Consider the following 412-nt stretch of genomic DNA (forward strand, 5'->3'; position numbering starts at 1 on the left):
CTGCACCACCATCGACGGCCAGTTGATCGTCTCTTTCCAGTACTCCTCCAGGCGGGGGGCGAGTACCGCCTGGGTGAACAGGTCGCCGAGACCGTCGTACAGGCCGTAGGTTACAAACGCGCCAACCGCGAGAAAAGCGAAGAGCTTGACCAGGGATTCAAAGGCAATCGCCAGCACCATGCCACGGTGGTGCTCGGTGGCATCGAGGTTGCGCGTACCGAACACAATGGTGAACAGCGCCAGCACGAGCGATACGACCAAGGCCGTGTCCTGGGCGCGAGTGCCCGTGGTGTCAGGGCCGGAACCGATCAACAGGTTCACGCCCAGCACAATGCCTTTGAGCTGCAGGGCGATATAGGGCAGTACCCCGACCAGGCAAATCAGTGCGACAACCACGGCCAGGGATTGGGAC

1 pseudogene is annotated in these 412 nt (G+C 61.7%); it reads right to left on the reverse strand.

The window, feature by feature from the left end:
* Positions 1–412, reverse strand: a pseudogene (locus SB765_RS28135) (hybrid sensor histidine kinase/response regulator); the annotation flags it as partial.

The organism is Pseudomonas sp. SIMBA_067 (genome assembly GCF_046534675.1).
GTDB lineage: Bacteria > Pseudomonadota > Gammaproteobacteria > Pseudomonadales > Pseudomonadaceae > Aquipseudomonas > Aquipseudomonas putida.